General features: G+C 65.8%; 15 protein-coding genes. 11 read left to right on the top strand and 4 right to left on the bottom strand.

Annotated features, from left to right (window positions below; genetic code table 11):
* Position 1: 1 nt before the first annotated feature.
* Complete coding sequence (locus AABQ55_RS15875; RefSeq protein ID WP_288084999.1) at positions 2-1,045, bottom strand: LacI family transcriptional regulator; 1,044 nt, start codon at positions 1,043-1,045, stop codon at positions 2-4.
* A gap of 414 nt (positions 1,046-1,459) precedes the next feature.
* Here AABQ55_RS15875 and AABQ55_RS15870 point away from each other — a divergent pair, with 414 nt between their 5' ends.
* The 8 genes from AABQ55_RS15870 (at position 1,460) to mgrA (ending at position 11,792) form a co-directional block, all read left to right on the top strand.
* Positions 1,460-2,695, top strand: a complete 1,236-nt coding sequence (locus AABQ55_RS15870; RefSeq protein ID WP_244769554.1) for an ABC transporter substrate-binding protein — start codon at positions 1,460-1,462, stop codon at positions 2,693-2,695.
* Between the two features lie 139 nt (positions 2,696-2,834).
* Positions 2,835-3,737: a carbohydrate ABC transporter permease gene (locus AABQ55_RS15865; RefSeq protein WP_272805685.1), complete on the top strand. Its 903-nt coding sequence runs from the start codon at positions 2,835-2,837 to the stop codon at positions 3,735-3,737.
* Positions 3,738-3,831: 94 nt separating this feature from the next.
* On the top strand, positions 3,832-4,659 hold the full coding sequence (locus tag AABQ55_RS15860) for a carbohydrate ABC transporter permease (protein ID WP_272807477.1): 828 nt from the start codon (positions 3,832-3,834) through the stop codon (positions 4,657-4,659).
* Between the two features lie 3 nt (positions 4,660-4,662).
* The gene (locus AABQ55_RS15855; RefSeq protein ID WP_272805684.1) at positions 4,663-5,745 is read left to right on the top strand and encodes an ABC transporter ATP-binding protein; all 1,083 of its coding nucleotides are present in this window, start codon (positions 4,663-4,665) and stop codon (positions 5,743-5,745) included.
* Positions 5,746-6,164: 419 nt separating this feature from the next.
* On the top strand, positions 6,165-8,624 hold the full coding sequence (locus AABQ55_RS15850; RefSeq protein ID WP_336314380.1) for a beta-mannosidase: 2,460 nt from the start codon (positions 6,165-6,167) through the stop codon (positions 8,622-8,624).
* 15 nt (positions 8,625-8,639) lie between these two features.
* Positions 8,640-9,401, top strand: a complete 762-nt coding sequence (locus AABQ55_RS15845) for a sugar phosphate isomerase/epimerase family protein (RefSeq protein WP_272805683.1) — start codon at positions 8,640-8,642, stop codon at positions 9,399-9,401.
* Positions 9,402-9,413: 12 nt separating this feature from the next.
* The gene (locus AABQ55_RS15840; protein ID WP_272805682.1) at positions 9,414-10,547 is read left to right on the top strand and encodes a Gfo/Idh/MocA family protein; all 1,134 of its coding nucleotides are present in this window, start codon (positions 9,414-9,416) and stop codon (positions 10,545-10,547) included.
* Positions 10,548-10,760: 213 nt separating this feature from the next.
* On the top strand, positions 10,761-11,792 hold the full coding sequence (mgrA, locus tag AABQ55_RS15835; RefSeq protein WP_272805681.1) for an L-glyceraldehyde 3-phosphate reductase: 1,032 nt from the start codon (positions 10,761-10,763) through the stop codon (positions 11,790-11,792).
* A 46-nt stretch (positions 11,793-11,838) separates the two neighbouring features.
* Here the strand turns inward: mgrA and zigA are convergent, their stop codons facing one another.
* Together zigA and znuA are read right to left on the bottom strand one after the other, a co-directional pair.
* A complete protein-coding gene (gene zigA, locus AABQ55_RS15830; protein ID WP_272805680.1) occupies positions 11,839-13,044 on the bottom strand; it encodes a zinc metallochaperone GTPase ZigA in 1,206 nt (401 codons plus the stop codon).
* 327 nt (positions 13,045-13,371) lie between these two features.
* Positions 13,372-14,397: a zinc ABC transporter substrate-binding protein ZnuA gene (znuA, locus tag AABQ55_RS15825; RefSeq protein WP_272805679.1), complete on the bottom strand. Its 1,026-nt coding sequence runs from the start codon at positions 14,395-14,397 to the stop codon at positions 13,372-13,374.
* A 99-nt stretch (positions 14,398-14,496) separates the two neighbouring features.
* Between znuA and AABQ55_RS15820 the strand changes: the two genes are divergently transcribed.
* From AABQ55_RS15820 to AABQ55_RS15810, 3 genes are read left to right on the top strand one after another with little or no spacing between them, the layout of a single operon-like run.
* Complete coding sequence (locus AABQ55_RS15820) at positions 14,497-15,426, top strand: ATP-binding cassette domain-containing protein (protein WP_443021098.1); 930 nt, start codon at positions 14,497-14,499, stop codon at positions 15,424-15,426.
* Entirely contained in the window at positions 15,419-16,249 is an 831-nt protein-coding gene (gene znuB, locus AABQ55_RS15815) for a zinc ABC transporter permease subunit ZnuB (protein ID WP_272805678.1), read from the top strand. The genes AABQ55_RS15820 and znuB overlap by 8 nt, the downstream gene beginning before the upstream one ends.
* On the top strand, positions 16,246-16,641 hold the full coding sequence (locus tag AABQ55_RS15810; protein WP_133033032.1) for a Fur family transcriptional regulator: 396 nt from the start codon (positions 16,246-16,248) through the stop codon (positions 16,639-16,641). Before znuB ends, AABQ55_RS15810 begins: the two co-directional genes overlap by 4 nt.
* A 238-nt stretch (positions 16,642-16,879) precedes the next feature.
* On the opposite strand, the gene AABQ55_RS15805 is transcribed toward AABQ55_RS15810, so the two are convergent.
* Positions 16,880-18,895, bottom strand: coding sequence for a caspase family protein (locus tag AABQ55_RS15805; RefSeq protein WP_272805677.1), 2,016 nt, complete (start codon positions 18,893-18,895; stop codon positions 16,880-16,882).

Here is an 18,895-nt window from a genome sequence, read left to right as displayed (position 1 = left end):
CCTACGCGTCGTCCGTCGGGATCGGGTAGCTCAGCGTTTGCAGCTCCTCCGCCGCCGTCCCCTCGATGCGGCCGATGACGGCCTTGGCGAGTTCCCGGCCGGCGAGGCGGATGTCCTCGCGCATGGTCACGACCTCCGGCCGCAGCCATTGCAGGAACATGTGCGGCTCCTTCGACACCATGTCGATGTCGTGGCCGAGCTTGCGGCCTTTCGCCTCCAGCGCGGCGATCAGCGCCACCGCGCCGCCGCCGCTGCCCGAAACGATGCCGTCCGGCCCGTCCGGCGCGCTGAACAGGGTCTCGGCGGCCCTGCGGATGTCGACGAGGCCGTTGTCGAGATTCACCTGGTTGAAGGGCAGGGCCATCGCGCCGAAATCGCGGATGCCCTTTTCGAACCCCGCCCGCATGTGCAGGTAGAAGGTGAGATAGGGCGGCGGCTGCAGCAGGATGAGCCGCTTGCGGCCGCGCTCCACCAGCTTCCGCACCGCCTCGTAGGCGAAGCGCTCGTTGTCGAAATCGTGATAGGGATGGGTGAGGCCCATTTCCGTGCGCCCGTGCGTGGCGAAGGGAAAGTTGCGCTCCATCATCAGCGCGACGCGCGGGTCCTTCGGCTCGGTGCGCGAGATGATCACACCGTCGGCCGCCCCCGTCTCCAGCACGTAGCGCACCGGGTCCAGCGCGTTGCCCTGCGTGCGGTAGGGCGTCACCACGAGATGGTACTGCGTCGTGGCGAGGACTTCCGAAATGCCGACGACCATGGGGCTCGTCAGGCCCATGATCTCCTCTTCGAGGCTGAGGATCAGGCTGATGACGTTGGTCTTGCCGGTGCGAAGACGCACGCCGGCGCGGTTCGGCTGGTAGCCGATCTGGCGCGCGACGAGGCGCACGCGCTCCTTCGTCTCGGCGCTGATGTCCGGCGCGTCCTTGAGCGCCCGCGAAACCGTGGTGATGCCGAGGCCGGTCATGAAGGCGATCGTCTTCAGCGTCGGCCGCTCGCTCGGATGCGGAAGCGCCGCCGCCGGGCCTTCGCTCATCGTCTTGTCCATCCCCTGCCTGCCACCTCTTCGCATTAGCGGTCGGTTATACATATTTTAACCAGAGCCGCCACTCCTTCATGGGCTTCGCTCCAAAACTGTAACGATGCAGGTTGTTTGTCGAGCGAAAAATGCACGGACTCGCCTTTGCACCGGCGCCGGAATGCCTGTTGCGTTGCGAAAGCGCCAGGTGTTCTACCGCCGGCCCATGGTCTCCATGATCGTTACTGCTCTAATAATTAAATCAATAATAACAATCTATTATTGAGGGGAGCCGAGAGGCTTCCCGCGTTGCGCAATGGGGCGTATTCCCTCCTCGAAAATTCCCGGTACTGGGGAAAACGGGATTTCTGGCCCGGACCCGGTTGCGTGATTAAATCGATTGGGTTACGTTTTACTGCAACGTTTCAGTGAGGGAGGAGACTCATGAAAATGCGCTTTATGGCTGCCATGCTGGCGGCAACCGTGGTCCTGCCGTCCGCCGCCGCCTATGCGACGGACCTGGAGGTGACCCATTGGTGGACGTCCGGCGGGGAGGCCGCGGCGGTCGCCGAGTTCGCAAAGGCGTTCGACGCCACGGGCAACAAGTGGATCGACGGTGCGATCGCCGGCGCCGGCAGCACGGCCCGCCCGATCATGGTCAGCCGGCTGACCGGTGGCGACCCGATGGGCGCCACGCAGTTCAACCATGGACGCCAGGCGGAGGAGCTGGTCGAGGCCGGCCTGCTGCGCGATCTCACCGACGTGGCGACGCGCGAGAACTGGAAGGAGATCATCAAGCCGGCCAGCCTGCTCGACAGCTGCACGGTCGACGGCAAGATCTATTGCGCGCCGGTCAACATCCATTCCTGGCAATGGCTGTGGCTGTCGAACGCCGCGTTCGAAACGGCGGGCGTGCCCGTGCCGAAGAACTGGGACGAGTTCGTCGCCGCCGCGCCGGCGCTGGAGAAGGCCGGCATCGTGCCGCTCGCCGTCGGCGGGCAGGCCTGGCAGGCGGCCGGCGCCTTCGACGTGCTGATGGTGGCCATCGCCGGCAAGGACACGTTCAACAAGGTGTTCAAGGACAAGGATGCCGACGTCGCGGCCGGGCCCGACATGGCCAGGGTCTTCAAGGCGGCCGAGGATGCGCGGCGCATGTCCAGGGGCACGAACGTGCAGGACTGGAACCAGGCGACCAATATGGTGATCACCGGCAAGGCCGGCGGCCAGATCATGGGCGACTGGGCGCAGGGCGAGTTCGCGCTCGCCGGCAAGGTCGCGGGCAAGGACTATACCTGCCTTCCGGGCCTCGGCGTGAACGAGGTCATCTCGACGGGCGGCGACGCCTTCTATTTCCCGGTTCTGGCGGACGAGGAGAAATCCAAGGCGCAGGAGGTGCTGGCCTCCACGCTGCTCGCGCCGGCCACCCAGGTCGCCTTCAACCTCAAGAAGGGCTCGCTTCCCGTGCGCGGCGACGTGGACCTCGCCGCGGCGAACGACTGCATGAAGAAGGGGCTCGACATCCTCGCCAAGGGCAATGTGATCGAGGGCACCGACCAGCTGCTTTCGGCCGACAGCCAGAAGCAGAAGGAGGATCTCTTCTCCGAATTCTTCGCCAATCCCTCGATGACGCCGGAAGACGCGCAGAAGCGTTTCGCCGCCATCATCGCGTCGGCGGACTGATCAGGCGGGCAGTTCCAGCAAGGCTGCGCGGCGGCCTTGCATGCGGAATTGCCGGGAAGGCATCGGCCGGCGGTTCGCCGCCGGCCAGGCGGCGCCCCATGGGCGCTGCCCCTGATCGAGACCAAGGAGGAAGTGACCCATGACGGGCCAGGCACACACCGGTCGTCCCCGCAGACTGCTGCGCAATCTCAGCTCAAAGATTGCCTCCATTCCCATGATGCTCACCGCCGTCGTCATCTTTCTCGGCGGCACGATCTGGACCGTCGTCTATTCGTTCACCAATTCGAAGCTGCTGCCGCGGGCGAACTTCGTCGGCCTCGACCAGTACGAGCGCCTGTGGGACGCGCCGCGCTGGATCGTCTCGATCCAGAATCTCGCCATCTACGGCGCGCTGACACTGGTCTTCAGCCTGGTGGTGGGCTTCGTGCTGGCGGCGCTGATGGACCAGAAGATCCGCTTCGAAAACACCTTCCGCACGATCTTCCTCTATCCTTTCGCGCTGTCCTTCATCGTCACCGGCCTCGTCTGGCAGTGGATCCTGAACCCGGAATTCGGCGTGCAGTCCGTCGTGCGCGCGCTCGGCTGGACGAGTTTCACCTTCGATCCGCTCTACAATGCCGACATCGTCATCTACGGCGTCCTGATCGCCGGCCTCTGGCAGGGCACCGGGCTCGTCATGTGCCTGCTGCTGGCGGGCCTGCGCGGCATAGACGAGGACATCTGGAAGGCCGCGCGCGTCGACGGCATACCGATGTGGAAGACCTATCTCTTCATCGTCATCCCGATGATGCGCCCCGTCTTCATCACCACGCTCGTCATCATCGCCAGCGGCATCGTCAAGGTCTACGACCTCGTGGTGGCGCAGACGAGCGGCGGGCCGGGCATCGCCTCCGAAGTGCCGGCGAAATATGTCTACGACTACATGTTCCAGGCGCAGAACCTCGGCCAGGGTTTTGCCGCCTCCACCATGATGCTCGTCACGGTCGCCATCATCATCATCCCCTGGGCCTATCTCGAATTCGGAGGGCGCAAGCGTGTCTGACAGCGTTACTCTTCCCGTCCCCGCTGCCACCGCCAGGGCCGGGGCCGAACCCTGGGGCGCCAAACCCCGCCGCGCGCTTTCCGGCCGCAACATCATGCTCTACGGCACGCTGCTCGTGGCGGCGCTCTATTACCTGCTGCCCCTCTACGTGATGATCGTCACCTCGCTGAAGGGCATGCCGGAAATCCGCCTCGGCAACATCTTCTCGCCGCCGCTGGAAATCACCTTCGAACCCTGGGCGAAGGCCTGGGCGAGCGCCTGCACGGGCCTCAACTGCGACGGCCTGTCGCGCGGCTTCTGGAATTCCGTGCGCATCACCGTGCCTTCGACGCTGATCTCCATCCTCGTCGCCTCGGTCAACGGCTATGCGCTGGCCAACTGGAAGTTCAGGGGCGCGGACATCTTCTTCACCATCCTCATCGTCGGCGCCTTCATTCCCTATCAGGTGATGATCTATCCGATCGTCATCGTGCTGCGCGAAATGGGCATCTACGGCACGCTGATCGGCCTCGTCATCGTGCACACGATCTTCGGCATGCCGATCCTGACGCTGCTCTTCCGCAACTATTTCTCCGCCCTGCCGGAGGAGCTGTTCAAGGCGGCGCGCATCGACGGGGCGGGCTTCTGGCAGATTTATTTCCGCATCATGCTGCCCATGTCGCTGCCGATCTTCGTCGTCGCGATGATCCTGCAGATCACCGGCATCTGGAACGACTTCCTGTTCGGCGTCGTCTTCACCCGGCCGGAGGTCTACCCGATGACCGTGCAGCTCAACAACATCGTCAACTCCGTCCAGGGGGTGAAGGAGTACAATGTCAACATGGCCGCGACGCTGCTCACCGGCGCGGTCCCGCTCATCGTCTATTTCGTGTCCGGGCGCCTCTTCGTCCGCGGCATCGCCGCCGGCGCCGTGAAGGGGTAAGCCATGCAGAATTCCGTATCGATCAAGGACCTTTCGCTCAGCTTCGGCGCGGTCAACGTGCTGGAGAACCTCAACCTCGACATCGGCGACGGCGAGTTTCTCGTCCTCCTCGGCTCGTCCGGCTGCGGGAAGTCGACGCTGCTCAACTGCATCGCCGGCCTTCTGGAGCCGACGGGCGGGCAGATCTTCATCAAGAACAGGAACGTCACCTGGGAAGAGCCGAAGGACCGCGGCATCGGAATGGTGTTCCAGTCCTACGCGCTCTATCCGCAGATGACGGTGGAGAAGAACCTTTCCTTCGGCCTGCAGGTGGCGAAAATGCCGCGGCCGGAGATCGACAAGCGCATCGCCCGCGCCGCCGAGATCCTGCAGATCGGCCCGCTGCTCAAGCGCAAGCCTTCCGAGCTTTCCGGCGGCCAGCGCCAGCGCGTGGCGATCGGGCGTGCGCTTGTGCGCGACGTCGACGTCTTCCTCTTCGACGAGCCGCTGTCCAACCTCGATGCGAAATTGCGCTCGGAGCTGCGGGTGGAGATCAAGCGGCTGCACCAGTCGCTGAAGAACACGATGATCTATGTCACCCACGACCAGATCGAGGCGCTGACGCTCGCCGACCGCATCGCCATCATGAAGAGCGGCGTCATCCAGCAGCTCGCCGATCCGAACACGATCTACAACGCGCCGCGGAACATGTTCGTCGCCGGCTTCATCGGCTCGCCGTCGATGAACTTCCTGCGCGGCGAGATCGCCGGGCGGGACGGCAGGCCGGTCTTCACGACGAACGGCGTCGATTTCGCGCTCGACGGCTACGATGCGGCCGAGACGCTCCGGCCCGGCCGCAAGGTCGTGCTCGGCGTGCGGCCGGAGCATGTGTCGGTCAACGGCGAGGGTGCCGAAACCCACCAGGCCACCGTCGATATCGAGGAACCGATGGGCGCCGACAACCTGCTCTGGCTGAAACATGCGGGCCATACGCTCTCCGTCCGTGTCGGCGGCGCGCGGCGCTTCGCACCGGGCACGGCGGTGAAACTTTCCTTCGACATGGGGCTGGCCTCGCTGTTCGATGCGGAGACCGAGGAGCGGATCTAGCATGCTGGAAATCGTGACCACCCCCCTCTGGCCTGCCGGCCATCTCCCCCACAAGGGGGGAGATCGGATGGGGCAATGTTTTGCCCATCGCAGGCGTTGCAGTCCAAGTCATGTTCTCCCCTCCTGCCAATTTCCTTTCTTGAAAGCAGGGCGACCGCTTATGGAGCGGAACGGCTGCTCCATCCCCTTCTCCCCCGCGGGGAGAAGGTGCCGGCAGGCGGATGAGGGGGAGGTCGAAGGCGTGAGTGATCCGTTCGAGCCACCCCCTCATCCGGCCCTTCGGGCCACCTTCTCCCCGCGGGGGAGAAGGGGATTTCAGCGCCGGCTTGCCTCATTTGCAATTGCCTTTCCCTCAAGGGGGAGATGCCCGGCAGGGCAAAGGGGGTGTTTCCCCGCATTCATGCTTCAGGGATAGGCGAATGATCCAACAAACCGAAACCACCGCGATCGACCTCTCCGGAACCTGGACGCTCACCGGCGCCGGTACCGGCCACACCGCGCCGATGCCCGTGCCCGGCGACGTGCACAGCGCGCTTCTTTCCGCCGGCCTCATCCCCGATCCCTATGCCGGCCGCAACGAACGGGATGTGCAATGGGTGGCGCTGGAGGACTGGGCGATCGAGCGGACCTTCGACGTCACGCCGGAAATGCTGGAGGGCGACTGGTATCTCGACATAGGCAGCATCGACACCGTCGCCTCCGTCTATGTCAACGGCGTGCTGGTGCTCGATGCCGACAATTGCTTCCGCCGCTACCGGCCGGACGTCACCGAGGCGCTGAAGGCCGGCGAGAACGTCTTGCGGGTGCTGATCCATTCCAGCATCGCCGCCGGTGCCGCGCGGCAGGCGGCGCAGCCCTTCTTCATCCCCTGGCACCCCGGCAATTCGCCGATCCCCAACGGCAACATGCTGCGCAAACCCCAGTGCCATTTCGGCTGGGACTGGAACATCGCGATCGCCCCGCTCGGCATCTACGGCGCAATTTTCCTGCGCCGGCTGGAGGTCGCCCGCATCGAGCATGTGACGACCCGGCAGTTCCACCATGCCGACGGCGCGGTCGATCTCTACGTCACCGCCACCTTCCATGCCGAAGCGCCCGGCATCCTGCCCGTGCATTTTTCGCTCGGCGAGGAGCGGGTCCGGCTCGATATCGGCGTCAATGCCGGGGAGACGCAACTCACCCACATGTTCCGCATCGAGAGGCCGGCCCTCTGGTGGCCGGCGGGCCATGGCGAGCAGGCGATCTATGCCGTCCGCGTCGAGACGCCGGGCGAGACGGTGGTGCGCCGCATCGGCCTGCGCCAGGTCGAGCTGGTCACCGACAGGGACGAGGCCGGAAGCCGCTTCGCCCTGAAGGTCAACGGCCGCGAGATTTTCTGCCGCGGCGCGAACTGGATTCCCGCCGACGCGCTGCCCTCCCGGATCACGCCGGCTGGCGTGCGCGACCTCCTGCAATCGGCCACTGAAGCCAACATGAACATGATCCGCGTCTGGGGCGGCGGTTTCTACGAGCCGGACTGGTTCTATGATTTCTGCGACGAACTCGGCCTGATGGTCTGGCAGGACTTCATGTTCGCCTGCAATCTCTATCCCTCCACCGTCGATTTCCTCGACAATGTCGCCGCCGAAGTCGATTACCAGGTCAAGCGGCTCGCCTCGCACCCCTCCATTGTGCTCTGGTGCGGCGACAACGAACTGGTCGGCGCGCTGACCTGGTTCGAGGCGAGCCGCGAGAACCGCGACCGCTATCTCGTCTCCTATGACCGGCTCAACCGCACCATCGAGCTGGCGATGAGGAAGGCGGCGCCCGGCGCGATCTGGTGGCCGTCGAGCCCGGCCTCCGGCACTCTCGATTTCGGCGATGCCTGGCATGCCGATGGTTCCGGCGACATGCACTACTGGTCCGTCTGGCACGAGAACAAGTCGTTCGACGACTACCGCACCGTGCGCCCGCGCTTCTGCTCCGAATTCGGCTTCCAGTCCTACACCTCCATGCCCGTCATGAGGTCCTTCGCCGCGCCGAAGGACATGAACATCGCTTCGCCGGTGATGGAGAGCCACCAGAAGAATGCCGGCGGCAACGAGCGCATCGCCGGCACCATGTTCCGCTATTTCCGCTTCCCGAAGGATTTCGAGAGCTTCGTCTATCTCAGCCAGATCCAGCAGGGCCTCGCCATCCGCACCGCCGTCGACTACTGGCGCTCGCTGAAACCCCATTGCATGGGCACGCTCTACTGGCAGCTCAACGACACCTGGCCGGTCGCCTCCTGGTCGAGCCTCGACCATGGCGGCAGCTGGAAGGCCATGCATTACATGGCGCGCCGCTTCTTCCAGCCCGTCGCCGTGGCGGCGATCCCCTCGCGGGATGGCGAGACCATCGGCTTTTCCGTCGTCAACGACACGGTGGAGGCGGTGGCGGTGAAGCTCGACACCTGGCTCGTCCCGCTTTCCGGCGAGCGCCGGCCCTACCGCAGCGCCGAAGGCCGATGCGGGCCGGACAGGGCGGAGATGCTGTTCTCCGTCTTTTCCGCCGACCTGCCGGAGGACACGCTGCTCTTCTGGTCCTTCGAGGCGTCCAACGGCATGCGCGGCGAGGGGCACCACGTGCACGGTACCTACAAGGCGCTGGAACTCGAACCGTCCGGCCTCACCCTCGACGTTTCGCCGCGCGAGGACGGCGCCGTCGCCGTCACAGCCAGCGTCAGCGGTCTTGCGCTCCATGTCATGCTCGAGGCCGATGTCGCCGGCCGTTGGTCGGACAATGCCTTCGACCTCACGGCGGGCGAACGGAAAACGGTGATCTTCACCCCGGCCGAACGCGGCGCGGTTCCGAAAATCCATTGGCTCGATCTTCATTCCTGCCAGACGCAATCCGAGTAACCCGAGGAAATTTTCATGCAGACAGTCAGCTTCCAGCTCTACAGCGCCCGCAATTTCCAACCCTTTGCCGAGGTTTTCCGGATTCTCGCAGATGCCGGCTACAAGCAGGTCGAGGGCTATGGCGCCCTTTATGCCTCGCTCGACGATGCCGCGATCCAGCAGGTGAAGGCCGACCTCGACACCAACGGCCTCACCATGCCCACCGCCCATTTCAGCCTCGACATGCTGGAGGCGGAGCCGGAGCGGGTGCTCGCCATCTGCCGCACGCTCGGCATCGCGGCGGTCTACTGCCCCTATCTTCTGCCGGAGGACCGCCCGGCGGACGCCGCCGGCTGGTGCGCCCTCGGCGCGCGGCTGCAGAAGGCCGGCGAACCGATCCGCAAGGCGGGCCTTACCTTCGGCTGGCACAACCACGACTTCGAGTTCTTCGCGCTGCCCGACGGCACCGTGCCGCTGGACCATCTCTTTGCCGGCGGGCCGGACCTTGCCTGGGAGGCGGATATCGCCTGGATCATCCGCGGCGGCGCCGATCCCTTCGCCTGGATCCGGAAATATGGCGACCGCATCGCCGCCGTGCACGTCAAGGACATCGCGCCGAAGGGCGAGAACGCGGAGGAGGACGGCTGGGCGGATGTCGGCCACGGCGTGGTGCCGTGGGGCGATCTCGCCAAGGCGCTCGCCGGCTCGCCTGTCCAGCACTTCATCGTCGAGCACGACAATCCCAGGGACATCGCGCGGCTCGCCATGCGGTCGATCGCGACCATCAAGGCATTCTGAGGACTGACCATCATGAGCAAGGAATACGGAGTCGGCATCATCGGCTGCGGCAACATATCGAGCGCCTATTTCAGGCTGATCCCGACCTTCAGGAACCTGAAGCTGGTCGCCTGCGCCGACATCAACCCGGCCGCGTCCAGGGCGCGCTCGGAGGAGTTCGGCGTGGAAGCGCAGGAGATCGACGCGCTGCTCGCCAATCCCGCCGTCGACGTCGTCGTCAACCTGACGGTGCCGGAGGCGCACTACCCGGTCTCGAAAAGGGCGCTGGAGGCGGGGAAACACGTCTATTCGGAAAAACCCTTCGTGCTGACGCTGGAGCAGGGCGAGGACCTGCGCCGCATCGCCGATGCCCGCGGGCTGAAGGTCGGTTCGGCGCCGGATACCTATCTCGGCGGCGCGCACCAGTTCGTGCGCCATCTCATCGACAGCGGCGCGGTCGGGAAGATCATGTCCGGCACCGCGCATGTGCTGGGGCCGGGCATGGAGAGCTGGCATCCCAACCCGGATTTCTTCTTCGCGCCGGGCGGCGGGCCGATCCTCGACATGGGGCCGTATTACGTCAACAACCTCGTCAACCTCGTCGGGCCGGTGCGGCGCGTCGTGGCGCTCGCCAACCGGGCACATGAGGAGCGCACCATCGGCAACGGCCCGCGCCTCGGCGAGAGGGTGCCGGTGGCCGTCGCGACGAACATCCATGCCATCCTCGACTTTGCCAGCGGCGCGCAGGTCGCGCTGATGGCGAGCTGGGATGTCTGGGCGCATCGCCACCAGAACATGGAGCTCTACGGCACCGAGGGCGCCGTCTTCGTGCCCGACCCGAATTTCTTCGGCGGCACGGTGGAGGTCGCCGGCACGGACCGCGAGCCGAGGGCGGTGGAGGTCTGGGACCATCCGCTGACGGCGCAGAACTATGAGTTCGACTGGGGCCTGCAGGCGAACTACCGTGGCATCGGCCTTGCCGACATGATGGAGGCGGTGACGACCGGCCGCGACTACCGCTGCTCGCTCGACCGGTCGCTGCACACGATCGATGTCCTGACCGCGATCCTGCGCTCGGCGGAGGAGGGCAGGGCGATCGACATCGTGACGACCTGCACGCAGCCCGCGGCGCTGGGCATCGAGGAGGCGCGGGCGCTTTTGCGATGATATCGCCTGCGGCCTGCCCCTCATCCGGCCTGCCGGTCCCCTTCTCCCCGCAGGCGGGGAGAAGGGGATGTGCCGCGCCGGTTTCCCCGAGCAATATCCGCTCGTGGGGCAAGTCCTCTCTCCCCGCTTGCAGGGCGAGGGGCGAATGCCTCTTGTCGCGATGCGCGCGAGAGCGGTATTGAGACTCGCCCATAAAGAACGAAGGAATTTATCATGGCCTGGCAGCCTGCGGACAACCGTTACGACACGATGACCTACAACCGGCTGGGACGGTCCGGCCTGAAGCTGCCGGCGATCTCGCTCGGGCTGTGGCACAATTTCGGCGACGACACGCCGCATGACCGCAAGGTCGACATGTGCCGCACGGCCTTCGACCTCGGCATCACCCATTTCGACCTCGCCAACAATTACGGCCCGCCGCCCGGCACGGCCGAAACCGCCTTCGGCGAGATCCTGCGCACGGATTTCGCCCATCTGCGCGACGAGCTGATCATCTCGTCGAAGGCCGGCTACGACATGTGGCCGGGTCCCTATGGCGAGTGGGGCAGCCGCAAGTACCTGATCGCCTCCTGCGACCAGAGCCTGAAGCGCATGGGCCTCGACTATGTCGATATCTTCTACTCCCACCGCTTCGACCCGGAGACGCCGCTGGAGGAGACCTGCGGCGCGCTCGACCATATCGTGCGCTCCGGCCGCGCGCTCTATGTCGGCATCTCCTCCTACAATTCGCAGCGCACCCGCGAGGCCGCGGCGATCCTGAAGGACCTCGGCACGCCCTGCATCATCCACCAGCCGAGCTATTCCATGCTCAACCGCTGGATCGAGACGGACGGTCTCGTCGATACGCTGGACGAGCTCGGCATCGGCTCCATCGTCTTCTCGCCGCTGGCGCAGGGCATGCTGACGGCGAAATATCTCGGCGGCATTCCGGGCGACAGCCGCGCGGCGCTGAACCACTTCCTCAAGACGGATTTCATCCGTCCCGAGATCATCGACAACATCCGCAAGCTGAACGAGATCGCCGAGCGGCGCGGCCAGACGCTGGCGCAGATGGCGATCGCCTGGGTGCTGCGCGGCGGGCGCATCACCTCCGCGCTGATCGGCGCCAGCCGCTCCGCGCAGATCGTCGATTGCGTCAAGGCGCTGGAGAAGCCGGACTTTACCGCGGAGGAGCTGGCGGCGATCGACACCTACAGCCAGGGCGCGGACATCAACCTCTGGAAGAAGTCCGCCGAACTCGACTGACGGGATCGCTCGCCCGGCGGCAAGGCCGGGCGGCCTCCTCATCCTCTCACCCCGCCTGGCGAACCCAGAGCGGGAAGGGGTCCGGCAGGTTCGTCCAGCGCGCCGGCTCGAAAGCATCCGCCTCGACGAGACAGGTGTCGAGCCGGCGGCGGAGCGCGGCTTCATCCATCGGGTCCGCGCCGATGAAGACGAGCTCCTGCCGCCGGTCGCCCCAGACGGGATCCGACACGCGGGCGATGGCCTCGACCGCCGCCGGGTCCTGCGGCCAGTGCGGGCGCGGCACGGCGGCCCACCAGAGGCCGAGCCGGCCGCTCCTGACCAGCGCGCCCGCCTGGCTCAGTTCGCCGACATGGTGCGGCCGGGTGGCGAGCCAGAAGAAGCCCTTGGCGCGGATGACGCCGGGCCAGCTCTCGTTAAGGAAGGCTTTGAACCGGGCCGGATGGAACGGCTTCCTCGCGCGGTAGACGAAGGCGCGGATGCCGTATTCCTCGGTCTCCGGCACATGGTCCCTGAAGCCGTGCAGTTCCTTGAACCAGAGCGGGTGCTCGCTCGCCTTCTCGAAATCGAAGCGGCCGGTGCCGAGGATGTCGGCGAGGTCGACGCGGCCGAAATCCGTTTCGATGATGCGGGCGGAGCTGTTAAGGCTGCCGACGATCTGGCGCGCGGCGCGCAGGTCGTCGGGGCTCGCCGCGCCGGTCTTGTTGATGACGACGACATCGGAAAACTCGATCTGCTCGACGAGCAGCTCCACCAGCATGCGCGTATCGCCTTCGCCGGCGGTCTCGCCGCGGTCGGCGAGAAAGTCCTCGGAAGCGTAGTCCTTCAGCAGGTTGGCGGCGTCGACGACGGTCACCATCGTGTCCAGCCGGGCGACATCCGAAAGGCTCCGGCCGTTCTCGTCGCGGAAATCGAAGGTGGTGGCGACGGGCAGCGGCTCGGAAATGCCGCTCGATTCGATCAGCAGGTAGTCGAAGCGGTTCATCTCCGCCAGCCGGCGGACCTCGGCGAGGAGGTCGTCGCGCAGCGTGCAGCAGATGCAGCCGTTCGTCATCTCGACGAGCTGTTCGTCGGTGCGCGAAAGGTCCGCCCCGCCATCGCGGATGAGGGCGGCGTCGATGTTGACCTCGCTCATGTCGTTGACGATGACGGCGACGCGCAGGCCGCTGCGGTTGTTCAGCACATGATTGAGCAGCGTCGTCTTGCCGGCGCCGAGGAAGCCGGAGAGCACGGTGACGGGAAGGCGGTTGTCCATGATGTGATTGCCTTTAATGTTATACCATTACATTCGTGAGGCTGAAAAAGGCGGGATGCTCCCGCCTGGTTCTTCGTCGTCTCGCTCCGGCCGGGGCAGGGCGGTCGCCCGTGGAGTTCGACGGTGCCGCTCGCCCTTTCCCCTGCGGGGAGAAGGTGGCCTACGGGTCTCGCCAAAGGCGAGCCCGAGGCAAAGCTCCGGGTCGGATGAGGGGGCACAGGCGGAGATCGTTTGTGTCTTCGCCACCCCCTCATCCGCCTGCCGGCACCTTCTCCCCGCGGGGGAGAAGGGGGTGTGGCGATGGTTTCCCCACAGGCGATCGCCCGCTCAGCTTGCCTGTCCGAGGCAATCGCGCAGCGACGTCGCGATGCTTCGCATCAGGGTGAAATAGAGGTCCGCGCCGGGCTCCAGCGTCGCGGCTTCCGGGTCGAGCGTGCCGGATTTCGCGTCGGTGCCCTCGATGACGACGTTCACCAGCTTGGGCTCGAACTGCGGCTCGGCGAAGACGCAGGTCGCGCCGAGCGTCTTCACCTTCTCGCGGATTTCCGTGAGGCGCGCGGCGCCGGGCATGGTTTCCGGGCTGACGGTGATGGAGCCGGCGGTTTTCACGCCGTAATGGTGCTCGAAATACTGGTAGGCGTCATGGAAGACGATGAAGGGCTTGTCCTTCACGGGGGCGATGGTCGCGGCGATCTCCTTGTCGAGCATGCCGAGCTTTTCGGTGAGGGCTGCGAGGTTCGCCTTGTAGGCGTCGGCATTGCCCGGATCCTTTTCCGACAGGACGCGGGCGGCTTCAGCGGCGATGGCGCGGGCATTGTCGGGGCTCAGCCACAGATGCATGTCGAAGGCGCCGTGTTCGTGCCCTTCATGCCCAGCTTCGCCGGCATGGCCCGCATGGTCGCCTTCGGCCTCCTTGTCGTGGTCGTGGCCTTCCTCGCCGTGGGCGTGATCATGGCCGTCCTCGCCTTCATGCGCATGCGCCTCGAACGGGCCGCCTTCGCGGAAGGGCAGCTTTTCGAGGCCGGGCGCGTCCTCCAGCTCCACGACGGTCGCCTTGTCGCCGAGCGCTTCCAGAGGCTTTTCGAGGAAGGCTTCCAGGCCGTGGCCCACCCAGAAGACGACGTCGGCATCCTGCAGCGCCGCGGCATTGGACGGCTTCAGCGCATAGGTGTGCGGCGAGGCGCCGCCCTCGACGATCAAGGCCGGCTCGCCGACGCCCTGCATGATCGCGGCGACGAGCGAATGGATCGGCTTGATCGACACGACCACGTCCGGCGTTTCGGCCCGCGCGGCGATGCTGCCGGCGGAAAGGAGCGCGGTGGTGAGGAGGAGGGCGCTAACGGCCTTTTGCATGGGGATCTCCGTCTTGAATGGCAATGTAATGTTATTACATCAATTGCGTTATGCTATAACGTGTGCCATACCCTGACGCAACAGGCTTTTGGAAAAATGATGCTGCAGACCCCGACCAAGACCGTCCAGCCGCTCGTCTCGCTTGCGGGCGTCGGAGTTCGCCGACAGGGCCGCTGGCTCGTGCGCGGCGTGGAATTCTCCATCGCGCCGGGCGAGATCGTCACGCTGATCGGCCCCAACGGTTCCGGCAAGTCGACGACCGCCAAGACGGCGATCGGCGTGCTCAAGGCCGACGAGGGCAGGGTGGAGCGCAAGGCCGGCCTCAAGGTCGGCTACGTGCCGCAGAAGCTGTCCGTCGACTGGACCATGCCGCTGACCGTCGACCGGCTGATGACGCTGACCTCGCCGCTGAAGGGCGCGGAGATCGACGCCGCGCTGGAGGCGACCGGCATCCGCCATCTCGCCCGCGCCGAGGTGCAGCACCTTTCGGGCGGCGAGTTCCAGCGCGCGCTGCTGGCCCGGGCGATCGCCCGCAAACCGGACCTCCTGGTGCTCGACGAGCCGGTGCAGGGCGTCGACTTTTCCGGCGAGATCGCGCTTTACGACCTCATCAAGACGATCCGCAACACCACCGGCTGCGGCATCCTGCTGATCTCGCACGACCTGCATGTGGTGATGGCGGAGACCGACACGGTCATCTGCCTCAACGGCCATGTCTGTTGCCGCGGCACGCCGGAGATCGTCAGCCAGAGCCCGGAATATCTGAAGCTCTTCGGCGCCCGCGCCGGCCAGACGCTCGCCTTCTACAACCACAACCACGACCATACGCACCTGCCGGACGGCCGCGTGCTGCATGCCGACGGCTCGATCACCGACGACTGCCGGCCGGACGACGGGCGCCCCGTCGATATCCTGCCGACCGGCGGGCGGGCGGGGCCGATGCGCATCGGCCATGTGCATGGGCCGAACTGCGGCTGCGACCACGGGCCGGCGCCGACCGACCGCGGCGAGGAGCGGCGCAATGCTTGACGATTTCTTCATCCGTGCCCTCGTTGCCGGCGTGGGGCTGGCGATCACCGCCGGGCCGCTCGGCTGTTTCGTCGTCTGGCGGCGCATGGCCTATTTCGGCGACACGATGGCGCATTCGGCGCTGCTCGGCGTCGCGCTGTCGCTGCTGATGGAGTTCAACCTGCTGCTCTCCGTCTTCATCGTCGCCGCGTCCGTCTCGCTCCTCCTCCTGTTGCTGCAGCGGCGCGGCACGCTTTCCACCGATGCGCTGCTCGGCATCCTCTCGCATGCGACGCTGGCGATCGGCCTCGTCATCGTCTCCTTCATGACCTGGGTGCGCATCGACCTCGTCGGCTTCCTGTTCGGCGACATTCTCGCCGTCACGCGCGCCGACGTGGACCTCGTCTGGGGCGGCGGCATCCTCGTCACCTTCGCCATCGTCTGGATGTGGCGCCCGCTGATCGCCTCGACGGTCAACCCGGAGCTGGCGGAGGCGGAAGGCCTGCAGCCGGAACGCACGCGGCTTGCCTTCATGCTTCTGATGGCGCTGGTCATCGCCATCGCCATGAAGATCGTCGGCATCCTGCTGATCACCTCGCTTTTGATCATCCCCGCCGCCACTGCCCGGCGCTTTTCCACGAGCCCGGAGATCATGGCGGTGCTTGCCTCCGTCGTCGGGGCGCTCGCCGTCGTCGGCGGGCTCTTCGGTTCCTTGAAATTCGACACGCCCTCCGGTCCCTCGATCGTGGTTGCAGCACTGGCCCTGTTCATTCTAAGCCTGCTCACCAAGCCGAGGATGAGCGGAGCGGAACATTCGGCGGCAAGCCAGGGAGGTCGGGCATGACCACGCAACCATTGACGCGCAACCAGGGCCTCGTCTTCGACGTGCTGACGCATTCCGAAGGCCCGCTCAGCGCCTATTCGATCCTCGACAAGCTGCGCGACGACGGGTTTCGCGCGCCGCTGCAGGTCTACCGGGCCCTCGACAAGCTGCTGGAGTTCGGCCTCGTGCACCGGCTCGAAAGCATCAACGCCTTCGTCGCCTGCGCCCATCCGGAGGAGGGCTGCCACGCCCACGGCATCACCGCCTTCACGATCTGCGAGACCTGCGGCAAGGTCACCGAGTTCCACGACCATGTCATCGAGGACCGGCTGAAGGGCTTTGCCAAGGACCGCAACTTCAAGACCGGCAAGACGACGATCGAGATCCGCGGCACCTGCGCGGGCTGTGCCTGAGGCTTTCCGCTTTCCTCCGGATCGCGGAAATGCCCTGCTCATGCTGAGTTGACGACGTCCGCGAACCTCTCCTGCGTCATGGTCGGGCTCGACCCGACCATCCATGCCGCGGGTGGAGCTTGGATCCTCGGGTCGAGCCCGAGGATGACGGAGCATTTGGAGCGATGGCTGTCATCGAACTGCATCCGTTTGTTTTTGTGTAAAGCCGCTCCGCACCCTTGCGGGGATTGCTCCCGGTTCAGCTGGCCTGCCGGTTGAAGATCGCCTCGACGGCACGAACGGTCGAAGGGCCGAACTGGCCGTCGAGCTGGCCGGTATAGACGCCGGCATCGGTCAGGATGCGCTGCAGCTCCTTGCGGAAGGCGAGCGACCAGGCGCGGCTGTTCTCCTTCACCTGCCGAAGCGATTCCTGGTGGCCGAGGCGAAGCGCCCGTTCGAACCAGCGGGCCGCTTCCTTCGGATCCGCGTCCTTGACGTCTCCGTCGAGAAGCGCGGCGACATTGTGGACGCCGTATGTGTTGCCCTTGTCGGCGGCCATGCGGTACCAGCGCATCGCCTCCTCCTTGTCCTTCTTCACCGTCCGGCCGTTTTCATAGAAGGTGCCGATATTGTTCATGCCCTGCGCGTCGCCCGCGGCGGCGGCCTTGCGGTACCAGTGCATGGCCTCGACATCGTCGCGCTTGACGCCGCGGCCGTTTGCCAGCGCCCAGCCGAGATTCGTCATCGACGCGGCGCTGCCGCCGTCGGCAGCCTTCCTGTACCAGGCGAACGCTTCCTTCAGGTCCTGTTTCACGCCGAGGCCGAGGTCGTAGAAGTCGCCGATATTCTGCATGGCAACGGGGATGCCGGCATCGGCGGACTTGCGGTACCATTCCAGCGCCGCGTTCAGATCCTCCGGCACGCCCTTGCCGTTGCGGTAGAGCAGGCCGACATTGTTCATTGCGAGGCCATTGCCGAGCTCGGCCGACTGGCGGAACCAGCGCATGGCCTCGGCATAGTCCTGGGACGTGCCTTCCCCGTTCTCGTAGAGGATGGCGAGGTTGCGCATGGCCTGGTGGTTGCCGAGATCGGCCGCCTTGCGGTATGCCGCCAGCGCTTCGGGAAAACGGCCGCCGTGATCCAGCGCGCGGCCGAGCTGGTAGAAGAAGCGCTTTTCCTGCGGATTGTCGCGGATCGCCGCCTCGCAGGCCGGGATGGCGCGGGCGAAGTCTATATCGTAAAAGCCTATCGGCTTCGTGGAAGCGAGCCTGAACGGGTCGTTTTCGGCAGCCGCAAGGCGGTCACACTCCGTTTCGCCCGTCGCCTCCCGCATGCTGACGACGGGCGCGAGATCGGCCATGCGCTGGCGGGCTATGTTGGCGAAAGCGCATGTCGGGAAAAGCCGCAGGTGATCCTCGAACATCACCTTGTCCTTGCTCTCGCGGATCTCGGCCCAGTGTGCCGCCGCATCCCGGCAGGGATCGTTGTGGCCGATCGTGCCGGAGGCATCGGGCGCCAATCCCTTGCCGAGCATGACCGTTTCGAACAGCGAGCCGGTTTTGAAGGGGCGCTGCTTGCCGCCCGTCGCCTCGAACACGTCCTTGGCGACGGCCCGGAGCGCCGCTTCGACCTCGAGGCCCGGCACGACGAGGTGGCGGGAAAGCGCCGTCGCATAGGGGCTCATCGTGCCCTCGCCATCGAGCGCCACTTCGCCCGGCGCCGTGGCATAGCCGATCAGCATGTTGCTTTCCGCGCTGTCCACCCGCGCAAGGCCGCGGGTCGGGATGCCGCGGGTGGAGAGCCGCTTCATGGAGGTCAGGAACGGGTTGTCGCGGCAGGCATCCAGCAGCACGAGCTTCAGCTTCGTGGCGCCCGCCAGCGCATGCAGCAGGTCGTCGAGCAGGATCGTCTCGTATTTGACATCGCGGTCCGAGGCGAGCTTCGCATCGACCGGAATGAGGAAATTGTCGCCGTTCACCTCGATGCCGTGGCCGGAATAGTAGATGAGGCCGATATCGGCGCCGGTGGCCTTCTCCTCGAAGGCGGCCAGCGCCGCCGACATCGCCGCGCGGCCGGCATCCTGCAGCACCGTCACCTCGAAGCCGGCGCCCTCCAGCGTCGCCTTCATGGTCGTGATGTCGTTGGGCGGGTTCTTCAGCACGGTCGCCGGCGCGGCATAGCCGGCATTGCCGATCAAGAGGGCGGCCTTGCGCTCGGCAAGGGCCGGCTGGCCGATGACGACGGCAAGAAACAGGATGGCGAGACGAAGCAGCAT

The sequence above is a fragment of the Shinella sp. WSD5-1 genome (assembly GCF_963942435.1).
GTDB classification, from domain to species: domain Bacteria; phylum Pseudomonadota; class Alphaproteobacteria; order Rhizobiales; family Rhizobiaceae; genus Shinella; species Shinella yambaruensis.
This window is presented reverse-complemented; position numbering and strand designations above follow the sequence as displayed.